General features: G+C 72.0%; 15 protein-coding genes. 6 read left to right on the top strand and 9 right to left on the bottom strand.

The window, feature by feature from the left end:
* Positions 1-62: 62 nt before the first annotated feature.
* On the bottom strand, positions 63-680 hold the full coding sequence (gene wrbA, locus AB0H28_RS04185; RefSeq protein ID WP_358033972.1) for an NAD(P)H:quinone oxidoreductase: 618 nt from the start codon (positions 678-680) through the stop codon (positions 63-65).
* 300 nt (positions 681-980) lie between these two features.
* Between wrbA and AB0H28_RS04180 the strand changes: the two genes are divergently transcribed.
* Positions 981-2,084 carry a winged helix DNA-binding domain-containing protein gene (locus tag AB0H28_RS04180; protein WP_358033969.1) on the top strand — a complete coding sequence of 368 codons (1,104 nt, stop codon included), beginning with the start codon at positions 981-983 and terminating at the stop codon, positions 2,082-2,084.
* 73 nt (positions 2,085-2,157) lie between these two features.
* On the opposite strand, the gene ugpC is transcribed toward AB0H28_RS04180, so the two are convergent.
* Genes ugpC through AB0H28_RS04160 form a run of 4 tightly spaced genes read right to left on the bottom strand, consistent with a single transcriptional unit; the run spans position 2,158 to position 6,548 of the window.
* Positions 2,158-3,366, bottom strand: a complete 1,209-nt coding sequence (ugpC, locus tag AB0H28_RS04175) for a sn-glycerol-3-phosphate ABC transporter ATP-binding protein UgpC (RefSeq protein ID WP_358033966.1) — start codon at positions 3,364-3,366, stop codon at positions 2,158-2,160.
* A 9-nt stretch (positions 3,367-3,375) separates the two neighbouring features.
* Entirely contained in the window at positions 3,376-4,212 is an 837-nt protein-coding gene (locus tag AB0H28_RS04170; RefSeq protein ID WP_358033963.1) for a carbohydrate ABC transporter permease, read from the bottom strand.
* 1 nt (position 4,213) lies between these two features.
* Positions 4,214-5,209, bottom strand: a complete 996-nt coding sequence (locus AB0H28_RS04165; protein WP_358033959.1) for a sugar ABC transporter permease — start codon at positions 5,207-5,209, stop codon at positions 4,214-4,216.
* Between the two features lie 55 nt (positions 5,210-5,264).
* The gene (locus AB0H28_RS04160; RefSeq protein ID WP_358033957.1) at positions 5,265-6,548 is read right to left on the bottom strand and encodes an ABC transporter substrate-binding protein; all 1,284 of its coding nucleotides are present in this window, start codon (positions 6,546-6,548) and stop codon (positions 5,265-5,267) included.
* 209 nt (positions 6,549-6,757) lie between these two features.
* On the opposite strand from AB0H28_RS04160, the gene AB0H28_RS04155 reads away from it, so the two are divergent.
* The 5 genes from AB0H28_RS04155 (at position 6,758) to AB0H28_RS04135 (ending at position 8,888) form a co-directional block, all read left to right on the top strand.
* Positions 6,758-7,336, top strand: a complete 579-nt coding sequence (locus AB0H28_RS04155; RefSeq protein WP_358033954.1) for a DsbA family protein — start codon at positions 6,758-6,760, stop codon at positions 7,334-7,336.
* A 33-nt stretch (positions 7,337-7,369) separates the two neighbouring features.
* Positions 7,370-7,645: a hypothetical protein gene (locus AB0H28_RS04150; protein WP_358033951.1), complete on the top strand. Its 276-nt coding sequence runs from the start codon at positions 7,370-7,372 to the stop codon at positions 7,643-7,645.
* Positions 7,642-7,929, top strand: a complete 288-nt coding sequence (locus AB0H28_RS04145) for a ribbon-helix-helix domain-containing protein (RefSeq protein ID WP_358033948.1) — start codon at positions 7,642-7,644, stop codon at positions 7,927-7,929. Before AB0H28_RS04150 ends, AB0H28_RS04145 begins: the two co-directional genes overlap by 4 nt.
* 204 nt (positions 7,930-8,133) lie before the next feature.
* Entirely contained in the window at positions 8,134-8,565 is a 432-nt protein-coding gene (locus AB0H28_RS04140) for a hypothetical protein (protein WP_358033945.1), read from the top strand.
* 47 nt (positions 8,566-8,612) lie between these two features.
* Positions 8,613-8,888, top strand: coding sequence for a hypothetical protein (locus AB0H28_RS04135; RefSeq protein ID WP_358033942.1), 276 nt, complete (start codon positions 8,613-8,615; stop codon positions 8,886-8,888).
* A gap of 18 nt (positions 8,889-8,906) precedes the next feature.
* On the opposite strand, the gene AB0H28_RS04130 is transcribed toward AB0H28_RS04135, so the two are convergent.
* The 4 genes from AB0H28_RS04130 to AB0H28_RS04115 all read right to left on the bottom strand — a co-directional run bounded on the left by AB0H28_RS04130 (position 8,907) and on the right by AB0H28_RS04115 (position 14,260).
* Complete coding sequence (locus tag AB0H28_RS04130) at positions 8,907-9,593, bottom strand: hypothetical protein (RefSeq protein ID WP_358033939.1); 687 nt, start codon at positions 9,591-9,593, stop codon at positions 8,907-8,909.
* A gap of 371 nt (positions 9,594-9,964) precedes the next feature.
* Positions 9,965-10,750 carry a DUF4184 family protein gene (locus AB0H28_RS04125; RefSeq protein ID WP_358033936.1) on the bottom strand — a complete coding sequence of 262 codons (786 nt, stop codon included), beginning with the start codon at positions 10,748-10,750 and terminating at the stop codon, positions 9,965-9,967.
* Positions 10,751-10,771: 21 nt separating this feature from the next.
* The gene (locus tag AB0H28_RS04120; protein WP_358033934.1) at positions 10,772-11,470 is read right to left on the bottom strand and encodes an HAD family hydrolase; all 699 of its coding nucleotides are present in this window, start codon (positions 11,468-11,470) and stop codon (positions 10,772-10,774) included.
* Between the two features lie 87 nt (positions 11,471-11,557).
* Positions 11,558-14,260 (bottom strand): glucosidase, encoded by a 2,703-nt coding sequence (locus tag AB0H28_RS04115; RefSeq protein WP_358033932.1) that lies wholly within the window; start codon positions 14,258-14,260, stop codon positions 11,558-11,560.
* Positions 14,261-14,278 lie beyond the last annotated feature (18 nt).

Genomic DNA, 14,278 nt, shown 5'->3' with positions numbered 1-14,278 from the left:
CGGTGGTCCGGACGGGTTCGAGAGCCCCCGCCCGGGTCACCGGTCGCCCGTTGCGCCGGCGGTCAGCCGGCCATGCCCCGCTTCAGCGCGGCGCCCATCAGCACGGCCCGCTTGGCGGTGAGCGCGGTGGCGGCCAGCGCGACGTGGTCCGGGGCGACCTCGCCGTTGTTGCTGGTGTGCGACGCGCCGTACGGGTTGCCGGCGACGAACTGGCTGGGGTCGGTGTAGCCGGGCGTCAACACGACGCCGCCCCAGTGGTAGAAGACCGTGTAGAGGGACAGCAGCGTCGCCTCCTGGCCGCCGTGCGCGGTCGCGGTGGAGGTGAAGCCGGTGTAGACCTTGTCGGCCAGCGCGCCGTTGGCCCAGAGCGGGCCGGTCGTGTCGATGAACTGCTTGAGTTGCGCGGCGACCATGCCGTACCGGGTGGGCGAGCCCATGATCACCACGTCGGCCCAGGACAGGTCGTCCGGCTCGGCCTCCATCACGTCCTGGGTCTCCAGCCGGTGCGCCTGCCAGCCCGAGTTGGAGCGGATCGCCTCGTCGGGCGCCAGCTCACGTACCTTACGCAGGCGGACCTCGGCGCCGGCCTCCTCCGCCGCCTCGACCGCCGACCGCGCCATCTGGTAGGTGATGCCGGTCGCGCTGTAATAGATCACCGCGACCTTGACCTGGCCATCCATCAGACGTTCTCCTCCTCGAATCGGGGTAAGCTCCGGCGACTACCCGTTACTTGCCGTGTCAAACGCCGCTCAAGATTTGCGCAAGTTCGGCGGGGAAGCGCGCTTGCGGCCACACCCGCCGGGGATCCTGTTCACACCGGCGCCGGCCGTACGCCGCCCCGCGCCGGGAACCTGAACGGAGGATCGCGCTCCGTCGGCAGCGCCGCCGGCGTAGCGCGATCAGGGGCCCGTTCCCGGCCCGCCCGGCGCTGTCGGCGCCCCCGCCTGTGCTGGCCGTCCACCTGCCGACGGGAGGCCGCCGTGACCGTACGCCTCAGCCGCGCCGAGGCGCTCGCGCTACGGATGACCGGCCTGCTGCTGCGCCCGCACCCGGCCGTCCGGCCCCGCCGCGTGTCCGACGTGGTCGAGTGGTTCGGCGCCATGCAGGCGCAGGACGCGGCGAGCGGGTTGTGGTCGCTCGGCGTACGCCTGCCGGGCCTGACCCGCGACGACGTCGGCGCGGCGCTGGAACGGCGGGAGGCGTTGCGCACCTGGCCGATGCGGGGCACGGTGCACCTCGTGCCCGCGCGGGACGCGCACTGGATGCTGGCCGTGACCGGCGTGCGCACGCTCGGCGGGTTGACGGCCCGGTGGCGACAGCTCGGGCTCACCCTCGCCGACGGCGACCTCGCCGGGGACGTGCTCGGCGCGGCACTGAGCGGCGGCGGCCGACTCACCCGCGCCGAGTGCCTGGCCGCACTGCGCACCGCCGGGCTGGACACCGACGGGCAGCGCGGCTACCACCTGCTCTGGTATGCCAGCCAGCGCGGCATCACCTGCATCGCCCCGCACCTGGGCAACGAGCAGTCGTTCGTGTTGCTCGACGAGTGGGCGCCGGCCCCGCGCCGCCCGGAGCGCGACGAGGCGCTGGCGTTGCTGGCCCACCGCTACGTACGCGGCCACGGCCCGGTGACCCGGCACGAGCTGGCCCGCTGGAGCGGCCTGACCGTCACCGACGCGACCCGGGCGCTCACGCTCGCCGGCGACCTGCTCGCCCCGGTCGAGGTGGACGGCGAGCCGGCCGTGGTGGACGCCGCGCTGCTGGACGCGCCCCGCGCCCCGGTCGACGACCTGCACACGCTGCCCGGCTTCGACGAATACCTGCTCGGCTTCAAGGACCGCGCGCTGATGCTCGACCCGGCGCACGCCGCGGCCGTGGTGCCCGGCAACAACGGGATCTTCCAGGCCACCGTGGTCCGGGGCGGTCGGGTGGTCGGCACCTGGAAGCGGACGCTCGGGGCGAACGCGGTGACCGTGACGGTGCGGCAGCTCGTGCCGTTCGACGCCGCGCTGCGCGCCCGGGTCGACGCGGCCCTGGCCGGTTACGCCCGCTTCCTCGGGCGGGAGCTGCGGCACTCCTGGTGACCCCCCGCCGCGCGGGAGGCACGGCGCGAGGGCCGGTGACGGGAACGCCACCGGCCCTCGCGGGTGAGCGCGCTCAGTCGGCGAGCGCGCCGGCCGACCGCCCCTCGTGCAGGGTCAGGTTGCGCCCGCTGCCCGGGTCGAACAGATGGATCTTCTCCAGGTTGAACCACACCCGGCGGGTCTCACCCTCGCGCGCCGGCGACTCCGCCGACAGGCGGGTGACCAGGTTGGAGCCGGCGCCGGCGAAGTGGGCGGCGCCCGCGTCGGCGGCCAACTCCTCCAGCTCCGCGGCGGTGGCCCGCTCTCCCTCGACGGTGAAGTAGACGTATTTGTCCGAGCCCATCGACTCGACGATGTCGACCGGCGCCTCGAACTCCACGCCCCGGCGGCGGGTCTCGTCGTCGATCAGCGCGGCGTCCTCGAAGTGCTCCGGCCGGACGCCGAGGATCAGCTCCCGGGGCGCGTCGCCGGCCTCCAGGTCGCGGCGGATCCGCTCGCCGATCGGCACGTCGCCCAGCGCGGTCCGCAGCCGCCCGTCCGCCACCGCGGCGTGCAGGAAGTTCATCGACGGCGAGCCGATGAACCCGGCGACGAAGAGGTTGCGCGGGTGGTCGTACAGCTCCTGCGGCGGGCCGACCTGCTGCACCGCGCCGCCGCGCATGATGACCACCCGGTCGCCGAGCGTCATGGCCTCGGTCTGGTCGTGGGTGACGTAGACGGTGGTGGTGCCGAGCTGCTTCTGCAGCCGGGACACCACAGTGCGCATCTGCACCCGCAGCTTCGCGTCCAGGTTGGACAGCGGCTCGTCCATCAGGAACGCCTTGGGCTGGCGGACGATCGCCCGCCCCATCGCCACCCGCTGCCGCTGTCCGCCGGAGAGGTTGGCCGGCTTGCGGTCCAGCAGCGCGGTCAGCTCGAGCACCTTGGCGGCCTCGTCGACCTTCTGGTCGATGGTCTCCTTGTCCATCTTCGCCAACCGCAGCGGGAACGCCATGTTCTCGCGCACGGTCATGTTCGGGTAGAGCGCGTAGGACTGGAAGACCATGGCGATGTCCCGGTCCCGGGGCGCCTTGTCGTTCACCCGCTCCCCCGCGATGCGCAGCTCACCGGAGCTGATGTCCTCCAGCCCGGCGATCATGTTGAGGGTGGTGGACTTCCCGCAGCCCGACGGGCCGACCAGGATGACGAACTCGCCGTCGGCGATCTCCAGGTCGACGTCCTGCACCGCGGTGGTCCCGTCCGGGAACCGCTTGCTCACCTTGTCCAGCACGATGTCAGCCACTGTTACCACCTATCCCTTGACTGCGCCGGAGGTCAGGCCGGAGACGATGCGGCGCTGGAAGAAGAGCACGAACAGGATGATCGGTACGGTGATCACCACCGCGGCGGCGCAGATCGCCCCGGTCGGGTCCTCGAACTGCGACTCGCCGGTGAAGAACTGCAGCGCCACCGGGACCGTGCGGGACCGCTCGGTCGAGGTGAGCGTGATCGCGAACAGGAAGTCGTTCCAGCAGAAGATGAAGACCAGGATGGCCGTGGTGAACACGCCCGGCGCGGCCAGCGGGGCGATCACCCGCCGGAACGCCTGGCCCTGGGTGGCGCCGTCCATCTTCGCCGCCTTCTCCAGGTCCCACGGGATCTGCTTGAAGAACGCCGACAGCGTGTAGATCGCCAACGGCAGCGCGAACGTGATGTACGGCAGGATCAGGCCGGGCCAGGTGTCGAAGAGGCCGAGTTGCCGCTCGATCTCGAACAGCGGCGACACCAGCGACACCTGCGGGAACATCGCGATCAGCAGGGAGACCCCGACCAGCAGCTTCTTGCCGGGGAAGTCCAGCCGGGAGATCGCGTACGCGGCCATCGTGCCGAGCACCACCGCGATCGCGGTGGCGATCAGCGCGATGCCGATCGAGTTGACCAGGGCCCGGACGAACTGGTCCGTATCGAAGATCGTCCGATAGTTGTCGAGCGTCCACTCCCGCGGCCAGAAGTTGCCGTCGGTGAGCGTGCCCGTGGTCTTGAACGACAGCGAGGCGATCCAGAGCACCGGCACGAGCGCGAAGACGACGACCACGACGTCCAGCACGCCCCAGCGCAGCTTCGCCCGCGTGGTGGTTTCCACGGCCATGTCAGCGCCTCTCCCCATCGTCGCTGCCGGGGGCAGCGGTGCCGAACAGTTTCACGAAGACGAAGGCGATGATCGCCACGGTGATGAAGATCAGCACGGACATCGTGGAGCCGATGCCGAGGTTCAGCCCCCGGATCAGGTTGTTGTAGGCCAGCATCGACACCGACGACGTCTCGTTGCCGCCGTTGGTGAGCACGAAGATGTTGTCGAAGACCCGGAACGCGTCGAGCGTGCGGAACAGCAGCGCGACCAGGATCGCCGGCTTCATCACCGGCAGCATCACCTTGGTGAACCGCTGCCACGCCGTCGCGCCGTCGGTGGAGGCCGCCTTCAGCAGGTCCTCCGGCACCAGCGCCAGCCCGGCCATCAGCAGCAGCGCCATGAACGGGGTGGTCTTCCAGATCTCCGCCAGCATGATGATCGCCAGTGAGCTGGCCCGTTCGGTGAGCGGCGCGCTGCCGTCGAACAGGTTCGCCAGGTAGCCGGTGCCGGGTGTCCAGGCGTACCGCCAGGAGAACGCCGCGACCACGGTGACGATGCCGTACGGGATCAGCGCCGCGGTGCGGACGATGCCCCGGCCGACCAGCGTGCGGTGCATGATCAGCGCGAGGCCCATGCCGAGTGCCAGCTCGACCGCGACGGTGACCACCGTGATCAGCATGGTCACCCCGAACGCGGTCCACCAGAACTGGTTGCTCAGCACGGTGACGTAGTTGTCCAGCCCGACGAACTGCCGCTCGTCCGGGAACCGCAGGTCGAACCGTTGCAGCGAGAGCCAGACCGAGTACAGGATCGGGTACGCGGTGACCAGCACCATGACCAGTGCGGCCGGCGCGCAGAGCAGCCAGCCGAGCCGGCGCTCGGCGCGCTTGTTGTCGCTCAGCGGGGCGGTGGCGCCGCGCCGGGCCCGCTGGGTGGGCACCGCGGCGTGCCTGCCGGTCGACTCCTCCGCCTCGGCGGCGGCCTCCGCGCCGGCCGGAGTCGCGTTCACGCTCATGGCGTCACCTTCCTTCGCGACTGCGGGGCTCGCAGAACCGGCTCGCTCCTCACGCTCATGGCAGGACACCCTTCGACTCCAGCGCGTCGGCGATCGCCCCGCGCAACTCGTCCGCGGTCTGCTCGGGATCGATCCCGGACGGCGGCGACAGGATCGCCGACATCACCGTGGAGATGCTCTGGTAGGCCGGGGTCAACGGGCGCACCGCCGGCTCCTTCAGCTCCGCCAGGATGGTTTCCTTCATCGGGTACGCGTCGGTCATCTCCGGGTCGTCGTAGACCGACTCGATGGTCGGCGGCACGCCGTCGTTGACCGCGGAGAACTTCTGGTGCTCGGCGTCGCGGATGCACCGGGCGGCCTCGAACGACTCGGTCGGGTGCTTCGAGTAGGTGCTGACCGCCAGGTTGATCCCGCCGATGGTGACCTTGCTCGGGGTGTTCGGCTCGATGCCGGGCACCCGCGCCCACTTCACGTCCTTGGCCAGCTCGGGGTTGGCCTCCTGCATGGCCGGATAGACGAACGGCCAGTTCACCTGGAACGCGCCGCCGCCGGACTGGAACTCCAGCCGCACCGGGTCCTCGGTCGCGTTGCTGAACGACGGCGAGGTCACGCCGGCGGTGGCGAACGTCTTGAGCTGCTCCAGCGCGCGCACGGTGCCGGCGTCCATCACCGCCTTCTTGCCGTCGTCGCTGAGGATCTTCCCGCCGGCGCTCTCGGCAAGCGTGTTGAAGAGGACCACCAGGCCCTCGTACTGGGCGCCCATGGTGAGCACCTGGTACGGCTTGCCCTGCTGCTTGAGCTGCTGGGCCGCGGAGATCATCTCGTCCCACGTCTTCGGCGGCTGCGACACCAGGTCGGCGCGGTACCAGAGCAGTTGCACGTTCGTGTTCTTCGGCGCGGCATAGAGCTTGCCCTCGTAGCGGGCGGTGTCCAGCGGCCCTTCGAGCGTGCCCTGCTCCGCCTCGGACTTGTCCTGCCCGGTCCACTCCCGGATCCACTCGGCGCTGGCGAACTCCTGGGTCCAGGTCACGTCCAGGCCGAGCACGTCCATGCCGGAGTCCTGCGCGGCGAGCCGCCGCACCATCTGCACCCGCTGCTCGTCGGCCTGACGTGGCAACACCCGGTAGGAAATCCGGTAGCGCCCCTGGGCCTGCGCGTTGCAGTCGTCGACCACCTTCTGCAGGTTCTGCTCCGGCGGGTAGTACAGGTTGATCGTCGGCGTGCCGCCGTCGCCGCCGGACCCGCAGGCGGCCAGCGGGGCCACCAACGCCAGCGCGACGGCCGCCGTCGCCGCGCGTCTCACCGGCCGCCGCGCGGCCCTGTCGGGGTCTGTCGCCATCACCCTCCCCCTCTCTTCGGCGAAGAGCCGGGGAGGTCCACCCGTGCCCCGGCGCACGGCGAGACGGTCGAGGCACCGGCCCGTCCGCCCGACGCCCCGGGCGTTTCGTGTGGCTGAACGTGCCCGACCTGCGACGACGCGAAACATCACGGTCACGTGACGGTCGCCGCCGCGCTGCGGGCCGGCGCGACCGTGCCTAGGGTGTGCTGATGGACGCCACCTTCTTCTTCGATCCCGTCTGCCCCTGGACCTGGCGCACCTCCCGCTGGCTGGTCGCCGTCGCCGAGGCCCGTGGGCTGCGCGTGCAGTGGCGGGCGTTCAGCCTGGCCATCCTCAACGACGGGCAGGTCCCGCCCGAGTTCGCCGAGGCGACGGCCGCCTCCGGTCGGGCGCTGCGGCTGGTCGAGGCGCTGCGCGCGCAGGGCCGGCACGACGACGCGGGCCGCTTCTACACCGAGTTGGGCACGCGCAGCCACGACGCCGGCGATCCGCTCGGCGAGAAGGTCGTCGCGGCGGCGGTGGACGCGGCCGGGGTGACGGACGCGGCGGCGGCGCTGGACGACGAGCGCTGGGACGCGGCGGTGCACGAGTCGCACGCGCTGGCGTACGGCTCGGCCGGCCCGGACATCGGCTCGCCGGTGCTGATGGTGCCGGACGCCGGCCGCGGCATCCACGGCCCGATCATCACCGAGGTCCCCGGCACCGACGACGCGCTGACGATCTGGGACTCGATGCTGCCGCTGATGCGCCTGGAGACGTTCCACGAACTCAAACGCGCCCGCCGCTGACCGTCGGCGTTTTACGCGTTGTACGCTGCATCCGTGATGGAGCGTGAGTACGCCTGGACCGACGCCGGCAAGGCGAGCGCCGCCCGCCACGACGTCTCGGAGCGGGAGGCGATCGAGGCGCTCTACTCACCGCAGCGGATCGAAAACCACATCGGGAGCCTGCTGCTGGCCGTCGCCGGCTTGGCCGACACCGCCCGGGTGATCATGGTGCTCTGCGAGCGGTTCGGAAAGGTCAACAGCTACGGAATCCTGGCCGTACGGGTGGCCACCCCCGATGAGGTCAAGCAGTGGATGGAGGAAACGCGATGAGCGCTGGCCGTGATCCGCGGGCGATGAGCCGCGACGAGTTGGTGGCCTACTTCGACCGGGGCGGCGACATCTCCGAGTTGCTGCGGGACGCGACCCGGGGACCCGACCTCGGGCCGACGCCAGCGCCGGAGAGCGTCCCGATGGTGGTGACCGGGGTCAGGCTTCCCTCGACGATCGTCCGGCAGCTCGACGAACTCGCCGGCAACGACAAGGGCGGGCGGTCCGGTCTGATCCGCAGAGCGATCGACGAGTACCTGGCCCGGCACGCCGGCGAGGCGGCTTGACCTCCGTCCCACCAGGTGAACGGGGAGGCTACCCACAGTCAGCCGGCTCGACTAGCGTTTCCCTAGCTCCGTGGCCCGCGCGTCGCCGCCGCCGTCGACCCGCCCCGGCTGTCCCCCCACAGCCCGCTCGATCGGTTGGTTCTCCGCGGAACCGCCGCCCGCGTGCGTACCGGTTGGGCAGGATTCCCCCGAGGAGGTGCCGTCGTGCAGGACACCCGCGCTCTCGCCCTGACGTTCGAGGTGAGCGGCCTGCCCCCGGTCAAGGCCGAGGCCCTGTCCATCTTCTCCGCCGGCCACCGCCAGGCGACGAGGGTCCGCGCCCTGCTCGAGGCCGCCTGCACGGCGGCCCAGCGCACCGGGTGGACCCCGCTCGCCGGGCCGGTGGAGGTGGACCTGACCCTGCGGTGCCCGCCCGGGCACCGCACCGCCGACGCCAGCACTCTGCTGGGCGGCGTGTGCGCCGTGCTCCAGGACAAGAAGCGGGTCTCCACCATCGGCCTCGCCCACCTCGGGGTGCTGGTCGACGTCGCGCTCTGGACCGACGACCGGCAGATCCGCCGGCTGTCGTACGCCGAGGAGCCGGCGGAGGAATTCTCGTACCTGGTCCGGGTGGCGGCCGTGCCGACGATGGTTTGACCGACGCCCGCGGTGGGGTACCGCGGACGCCGACGAAGGGAGCGCCGATGTCGGAGCCACATGTCACGCTCGATCCGGGCGGGCTCGATCCGGTGCAGCGGAAGCTGCGCGGCCCGCTGGAGGATCAGCTGACGTCGGCCCTGCAGGCGGCGGCCGACCGGGTCCGGGCCGGCTACGCGGGCGAGCCCGTCGAGGACGTGTGCCGTCGGCTGCTCGACGAGACCCGCTCCGGCCTGCACCCGGACATCGCCGCCGGCTTCCAGCCCGACATGGACGAGTTCTGCCGGGTCGCGGTGGCGATCGTCCGAGGCGAGGTCGGCTGAGCCGTCCGTGTCGCGCGGTCAGCCCCGCCGGACGTCGACGGTGACGACGTGGGTGCCGTCCGGGCGGATGGACTCGCCGAGGCGCACCGGCACCTGCCCGCCGTCCGGCGGTTGGAGGCCGAGCCCGAAGCTCAGGTGCCCCTCGAAGTCGCCGGCCGCGGCCCAGCCCAGCAGCGTCGGGTAGCCGATCGCCGCGGGCGGCACGTCGGCGGTGCCGCCGCCGCGCGCGTCGTGCGCCTGCGCGGGGTCGAACCGCACCGACAGGTAGGCCGTGCCGGGCAGCTCGACGGGCGCGCCACGCCCCTCGGTGACCACCTGCGGCACGTAGCCGACCTGGTAGGACGGGGTCGGCCCGCGGAACGCGAAGGTGATCCGGCTGAAGCCCTCCGCCGGATGGTCGCCGACCTGCACGGCGACCAGGACCGGCAGCGGTTCGCCGGGGGCCCGGGTGACCGGCGCCCGGACCGGGTGGATGATCGTGGCAGGCGTGCCGGGCACCGCCCAACCCCAGGTCCGCCGCCACGATCCGGCGGTCACCGCCACGTCGGAGGGCGGGGTGGCGTCGGGAGCCGGCGGGACGGTCGTCGTGGCCGGCGCGGTGGTCGGCGAGGGCGCCGGGTCCGCACCGTCGGGGCCGGTCGTCGTGCAGGCCGCGGCGAGCAGCACGACCAGGCTGGCGAGCAGCGGTACGCGCCGAAGTGTCATGACCCAGTGTCGCTCCGTCACCGGCCGGCGCGCCAGGGGCGTCCCGGCCGCGCGTCGGCCGGACGGGTCAGGACCGGGTCCGCAACTCCCCGGCCCTGACCCCGGCCGTCCGGCATGGTGTCGGTCCGCGTCACGGGGCACGACGGGCGTGGCACGACGCCCACGCCGGGCCCACACGGCGAACCGGTTCGCCCGCACTCAGCTCCACGGTGCTCCTACCACCGGACTCCGGTGCGCCCCCGACTCACCCCGACGAGGCGTGGACGCCGGCTCAGGTTAGGCGGGCCGGACCAGGCCGGACAAGCGCCGGGACGGACCGGAGGGCTGTGATTGATGTCAATGCTGAAAAGCGGCATGTCGACGTAACAGGGTCATCCGATCGGGCGCTGTTCGTCTTCGAGACGCCGGTTGCGTCCACCCCGCGGCGACGGCGCGGACCGGGCCGCCGCGGCGCCGGCCATCAACGCCAGCGCACCGAGGTGCAGCACGCGCACGCCCGCCGGCGCGGCGACGGTCGCCGCCGGCAACCCGGGCAGCAGCAGCGCCCCCAGGGCGGTGACCGCCAGGGTCACCCGCCAGAACGCCTGCGGGTTCGCCACCGGGGCGGGTGGCAGCGCACCGGAGAAGACCTCGCCCCGGCGGGCCGCGTACACCGCCACGGCCACCACCAGCAGCCCGCCGCCGAGGCTGCCGACCACATCGGCGAACTGCCACCAGGGCAGCCCGGTCCGGGCGTGGAAGTCGGCGACGCCGAGCAGCCGCGGCAGGCGCTCCGAGTGGCTGACCCGGTCCCAGGCGACGTGGCTGAACGCCCCGATCAGCGCCGAGCAGACGGTGACCTGCCAGGGATGCCGCACGCCGGCCAGCGCGGCGTACTGCGGCCAGCCGAACAGCCGCGGCGCGGGCAGGTGCACGGCGATGCCGGCGACCACCCGGCGGACGAGCCAGGCGTACGCGAGGGCGACCGGCAGGCACCACCAGAGCAGCCCGCCGAGCGTGTGCGTGCGCATCCCGAGGTCGAAGCGGGTGCCGCTGACCAGGTAGCAGACGTCCGGGGCGACCGCGCCGGTGGCCAGCGCCACCCCGTCGAACCAGTCCGGCCGCCACCGCTTCAGCGGCAGCACCGGCGCCAGGTGCGAAGGGAACGTCAGCGGCACGTCCCGGACGTTACCGGCCGGCTAGAAGTGGCGGACCAGGTCCGGAAACGCGGCGAGCCGGATCACCCCCGGGTCGGCCGGGTCCAGCTCCTCGTGCTCCAGCACCCAGGTGTTCTCGTTCGGGATGAACACCGCGTTCATGCCCGCGGCCCGCGCCGGCAGGATGTCCGATCGCGGCGAGTTGCCGATCATCCACGCGCCGGCCGGGTCGAAGGCGTGCTCGCGCGCCAGCCGGCGATAGGTGTCCGCGTCCTTCTCCGGCACGATGTGCGCCGCGCGGAAGTGGTGCAGCAGCCCGCACGCGTCCAGTTTGCGCTGCTGCTCCTCCCGTTCGCCCTTGGTCAGCAGCAGCAACTCGTGGCGGGTGGCGAGGTCGTCCAGCGTCTCCGCCACGCCGGGCATCAGCTCGACCTGGTGCCCGACCAGGGCAGCCGCGAGCTGCTCGATCTCGGCGCGTTCGGCGTCGGTGGCGGGTCGCTCACGCAACTTCTCCAGGCAGTCGGCGAGGCTGCGCAGGAAGATCTTGCTGCCGTAGCCGTGCGCCAGCGCGTTGGCCCGCTCCACGTCGTCGAGCACGGCGCGTAGCTGGGCCCGGTCCAGGGTCGGATGGTCGAGCCAGCTGAGGAAGTCCTCGATCACCCGCTCGAAGAGGACGTTGTTCTCCCAGAGCGTGTCGTCGGCGTCGAAGACCAGCACGGCGCCCTCCCGGCGCGTTGTCATCGCGGCTCCTCCCTGTCGGCCCGCACACCGTACTACCGCGGGCCGCAGGGCCCGCTCGGTGTTTTCGCGGCGGGGCCCGGCCGGCGGTCAGCGGCGCAGGGTGAGGATCAGGTCGGCCACCAGGGCGGTCCAGCCGGTCTGGTGCCAGGCGCCCAGCCCGGCGCCGTTGTCGCCGTGGAAATACTCCGGAAAGCAGATCAGGTCCCGCCAGTCCGGGTGGGTCTGGAACAACTGCGCGGCGCCGTAGATCGGCCGCCGCCCCCACCCGTCCCGGGTGAACAGCGAGATCAGCCGGGCGGACAGGTCGTCGGCGATCTCGTCCAGGGTGCGCTTCACCCCGGAGCGGGTCGGATATTCCACCTGCAACCCGTCGCCGAAGAACGCGGCGTGGTCCCGCAACGCGCTGATCAGCAGGAAGTTCGTCGGCATCCAGATCGGGCCGCGCCAGTTGGAGTTGCCGCCGAACAGCCCACTCGTCGACTCGGCCGGCTCGTAGCCGACGCTGAACTCCTGGCCGCCGAGCGTGACCGTGAACGGCTTGTCCAGGTGGGCACGGGAGAGCGTGCGCAGGCCGTACTCGGAGAGGAACTCGTCGGTGTCGAGCATCCGGGCCAGCAGCCGCACCATCTGCTCCGGGCCGACCATGGACAGCAGCCGCTGCTGGGTGCCGTCGGATCCGAGCCGGCGACCGCCGATCACGTCGGCGTACTCCGGGCGGTTGGTGAGGAACCACCGCAGCCGGGCGCCCAGCTCGGGCAGCCGGCGCATGGTCCGGGTGGTGAGCCGGGTGACCGCGGCCAGCGGCAGCAGGCCCACCACCGAACGCACCTTCAGCGGCACCTTCGTGCCGTCGGCGAGCCGCAGCACGTCGTAGAAGAACGCGTCCTCGGCGTCCCACAGCCCCTGCTCGTACGCCGCCGCGGCGATGTACGCGAAGTGCTCGAAGAACTTCGTCGCGGTGTCGGTGTACGCGTGGTCGTGCTCGGCCAGCACGATCGCCATGTCGAGCAGGTTGAGCGCGTACATGGCCATCCAACCGGTGCCGTCGGACTGCTCCAGCGTCCCGGCCACCGGCAGCGCCGCCGAGCGGTCGAACGGGCCGACGTTGTCCAGCCCGAGGAAGCCGCCCTCGAAGACGTTGTTGCCGCCGGTGTCCTTGCGGTTGACCCACCAGGTGAAGTTGAGCAGCAGCTTGTGCATCACCCGGGCGAGGAACTCGTGGTCGGCACAGCCGTCGATCTCGAACACCTTCAGCGCGGCCCAGGCGTGCACCGGCGGGTTCACGTCGCCGAACGCCCACTCGTACGCCGGGATCTGCCCGTTCGGGTGCAGGTACCACTCGCGCAGCAGGAGCAGCAGTTGCTCCTTGGCGAACCCGGGGTCGACCCGGGCGATGGTCACGCAGTGGAAGGCCAGGTCCCAGGCCGCGTACCAGGGATATTCCCACGGGTCCGGCATGGAGAAGACGTCGAAGCTGTTCATGTGCCACCAGGCGCTGTTGCGCCCGTGCCGCCGGCCGGCCGGCGGCGGCGCCGACCCCGGATCGCCCTCCAGCCAGCGTTTGACGTCGAAGTGGTAAAACTGCTTGCCCCACATCAGCCCGGCGATGGCCTGCCGGGCGACAAGCGCCTCGTCGGGGGTGGCCGCGGCCGGGATCACGCTGTCGAAGAACCGGTTCGCCTCGGCGCGGCGGGCCCAGAGCACGGTGTCGAACCCGTCGCCGAGATCGGCCGGGGCGGGCGCGCCGGCCGCCGGCGGCGGCGCGGTGCGGGTCAGCCGCAGCCGGATCTGCCGCTGCCCGCCGGCCGGCACGTCGAGCACGTAGTGCAACGCGCCCTTGGTGCCGGTGCGCTCCGGGTTGACCGTGGCGGCGCCGGCGACCACGTGGTCGTTGATCCCGTCCTTCGGGTACGCCGAGCGGCCGGGCAGCCCCCACAGCCGCTCCGCGTTCGTCTCGTTGTCGCACAGCAGCGGCGTCGGCTCGCCGTCGCCCTCCAGCAGGAGCTGGCCCAGCACCCAGTGCTCGCCGACCAGCCGGGAACCCGCGCCGTGCAGCTTCGGGACCCGGTCGGCGCCGGGCAGCCCCCAGGCCCAGGTGTTGCGGAACCAGAGCGTGGGCAGCACGTGCAGGGTGGCGTCCTCGTCGCCCCGGTTCGCGACCGTGACCAGCACGCACATGTCGGTCGGCGACGCCTTGGCGTAGTCGACGGTGACCGCCCAGTATCGGTCGTCGTCGAAGATGCCGGTGTCCACCAGCTCGTACTCGGTGTCGTCCCGGCCGCGCAGCGCGTTCACCGCGACCAGCTCGTCGTACGGGAACGCGGCCTGCGGGTAGTGGTAGCGCCACCGCATCCACGAGTGCGTCGGCGTGCTGTCGAGATACCACCAGTAGTCCTTGACGTCCTCGCCGTGGTTGCCGCCGTCGCCGCCGAGGCCGAACATCCGCTCCTTGAGGATCGGGTCCCGCCCGTTCCACAGCGCCAGCGCGAAGCAGAACGTCTGCCGGTCGTCGCAGACGCCCGCCATGCCGTCGTCGTTCCACCGGTAGGCTCGGGACCGCGCATGATCGTGGGGGAAGTAGTCCCAGGCCGTGCCGTGCTCGCTGTAGTCCTCCCGAACCGTCCCCCACGCCCGCTCGGACAGATAGGGGCCCCATGCGCGCCACTCCTGCTCCCCGGCATCGGCCTGGGCGAGCCGGTGCCGCTCGGGGTCGGGGGTCGCGGAGGTCGGGTGGTCGGTGATCACCGGAACATCTTCGACGCCGCCGGGGTACTTCTCCACAGCGGCCATTGTCGTCGTGGCATGTCA

Origin of the sequence: Micromonospora sp. NPDC050980, from assembly GCF_040653835.1 — a bacterium.
GTDB lineage: Bacteria > Actinomycetota > Actinomycetes > Mycobacteriales > Micromonosporaceae > Micromonospora.
The sequence above is the reverse complement of the archived record's forward strand: the minus strand, read 5'-3'. Positions and strand labels throughout refer to the sequence as shown.